Below are 2,476 nucleotides of genomic sequence, written 5' to 3'. Positions count from 1 at the left end.
TGTGGATCAGCATGCAACTTTGACCCCTGTATTGGGGTGATCGGCGTCCAAAAGTGACCCCCCTGATAAATTTGGATCAGATGCTCCTTCAAAGGCAAGGGGGAGCAATGAGGGGATGTTGGTTGTGGAGACGATTGCGAAGATCAGGCGCGCGCATTTCATAGACGGTAAGTCGATCAAGCAGATTTGTCGGGATCTGCGATTGTCTCGCAATACGGTGCGCAAGGTCATCCGCTCAGGCGCGACGGAATTCACCTACGACCGCACAACGCAGCCTCGCCCCAAGATTGATCCGTGGCGTGCTGATCTGGAAAGCATTCTGGCCGAGAATGCCCGGCGGTCGAAGCGGGAACGCCTGACGCTTGTCAGGATCTACGAGGAGCTTCGCAACCGCGGCTACGGCGGCGGCTATGATGCCGTGCGGCGCTACGCAGCCAGTTGGTCGAAGGCAACACAGGAAGCCTCGGCCAGCGCCTATGTGCCGCTGAGCTTCGATCCCGGCGAGGCCTACCAGTTCGACTGGAGCCATGAGATCGTTCTGATCGATGGCGTCACCACGACCGTGAAGGTCGCCCATATTCGCCTCTGCCACAGCCGAATGCCGTTCGTGCGGGCTTATCCGCGTGAGACGCAGGAGATGGTGTTCGACGCGCACGACAAGGCGTTCGCATTTTTTGGCGGCGCCTGCGCCCGGGGCATCTATGACAATATGAAGACAGCGGTTGATGCGATCTTCGTGGGCAAGGAGCGTGCCTACAACCGCCGGTTCCAGCAGATGTGCGGGCACTATCTGGTTGATCCCGTGGCCTGCACCCCGGCATCGGGCTGGGAGAAGGGTCAGGTCGAGAACCAAGTCGGCGTGCTGCGGCGTCGGTTCTTCGTGCCGCGCCCGAAGTTCAAATCTTATGCCGAACTAAATGCCTGGCTTGAGGACCGCTGTCTCGCCTACGCAAAGGCCCAAAAACACCCTGAGATACGCGAGAAGTCCATCTGGGAAATGTTCAAGGACGAGCGACCGAGCCTCGTGCCCTATGTCGGATCGTTCGATGGCTTCCACGCTGTGCCGGCATCGGTGTCGAAGACTTGCCTCGTGCGTTTCGACAACAACAGATACTCGGTTGAGGCCCGAGCGGTGGGACGTCCGATCGAGATCCGCGCCTATGCCGACCGCGTGGAATGCTGGCAGGACGGTCGGATCGTCGGCTGCCATGAGCGCGCCTTCGGTCGTGGCAAAACCATATATGATCCCCTGCATTACATACCCATTCTGGCTCGCAAACCCGGTGCTTTGCGCAACGGTGCGCCCTTCAAGGAGTGGGAGTTGCCAATCGCGATCCGCCGAGTTCAGCGCAAGCTGGAACGCCAACCCGGCGGCGACCGACAGATGGTCGATATCCTCGGAGCCATGTTGACCGATGGCCTGGAGGCCGTGGAGGCGGCCTGTGCGGAAGCTTTGGCGCACAATGTTCATTCCGCGGGTGTCGTGCTGAACATCCTAGCCCGCCATCGCGAACCACTGCCGCCCCTGACGATCACCACCCCGGACGCTCTACGGCTCTCGTGCGAGCCAGCCGCCAATTGTGACCGCTATGACAGCTTGAGGAGAAAGAATGATGGAACGCTCAGAAGTGCTCGACGCGATGGGGAAGCTAAAGCTCTACGGGATGAGGGCGTCTTACGATGAGATCATCACGACAGCACTGAAGCGCCAGCATGAGCCGCAACAAATCATCGGGGATTTGCTGACCGCCGAGATCAGCGAGAAGCAGGCGCGGTCGATCAAATACCAGATGACCATCGCCAAGCTGCCGCTTGCCAAGGAACTGGACGAGTTCGACTTCGAGGCGACTGAGGTCAATGAAACCCTGGTCCGCGATCTGGCCACCGGAGACTTCCTCGATCATCAGCGCAACCTCGTGCTGATTGGCGGCACCGGAAGCGGCAAAACACACCTTGCAGTCAGCATTGCCAGATCCTGCATCAGAGCTGGTCGTCGTGGACGGTTCTTCAATGTCGTCGATCTGGTGAACAAGCTGGACGCCGAAGCCCGCGCCGAACGACAAGGCAGAACCGCCGACCTGATCTCCCGTCTCGACTTCCTGATCCTGGACGAGTTGGGATATCTGCCCTTCGCACAGACTGGCGGCCAGCTTCTGTTCCATCTTATCAGTAAGCTTTACGAACGAACCTCGATCATCGTCACAACCAACCTCGCCTTCGGCGAATGGCCGAGCGTGTTCGGTGATGCCAAGATGACCACCGCGCTGCTCGACCGGCTCACGCATCATTGTGAGATTGTCGAAACCGGCAACGAAAGTTGGCGCTTCAAGAACCGGGCATAACGCCAGGCAGCAGCCACGCTGGCCCGCCGCCGCTGCGCTACATGAGGGCTACGCAGCGGCGGGCCAGCTCAGAACCAGAGGGGGTCAGTATTGGACGCCGATAAGGGGTCAATTTTGAATGCTGATTGACACCC

General features: G+C 59.4%; 2 protein-coding genes. Both read left to right on the top strand.

What is annotated here, in order from left to right; genetic code table 11:
* The first annotated feature begins 115 nt into the window (after positions 1 to 115).
* Positions 116 to 1,684 carry an IS21 family transposase gene (gene istA, locus DDE20_RS18835; RefSeq protein ID WP_116560053.1) on the top strand — a complete coding sequence of 523 codons (1,569 nt, stop codon included), beginning with the start codon at positions 116 to 118 and terminating at the stop codon, positions 1,682 to 1,684.
* A complete protein-coding gene (gene istB, locus DDE20_RS18830; protein ID WP_116560052.1) occupies positions 1,614 to 2,342 on the top strand; it encodes an IS21-like element helper ATPase IstB in 729 nt (242 codons plus the stop codon). The genes istA and istB overlap by 71 nt, the downstream gene beginning before the upstream one ends.
* Positions 2,343 to 2,476 lie beyond the last annotated feature (134 nt).

The organism is Pararhodobacter oceanensis (assembly GCF_003076755.1).
GTDB lineage: Bacteria > Pseudomonadota > Alphaproteobacteria > Rhodobacterales > Rhodobacteraceae > Pararhodobacter > Pararhodobacter oceanensis.
This window is presented reverse-complemented; position numbering and strand designations above follow the sequence as displayed.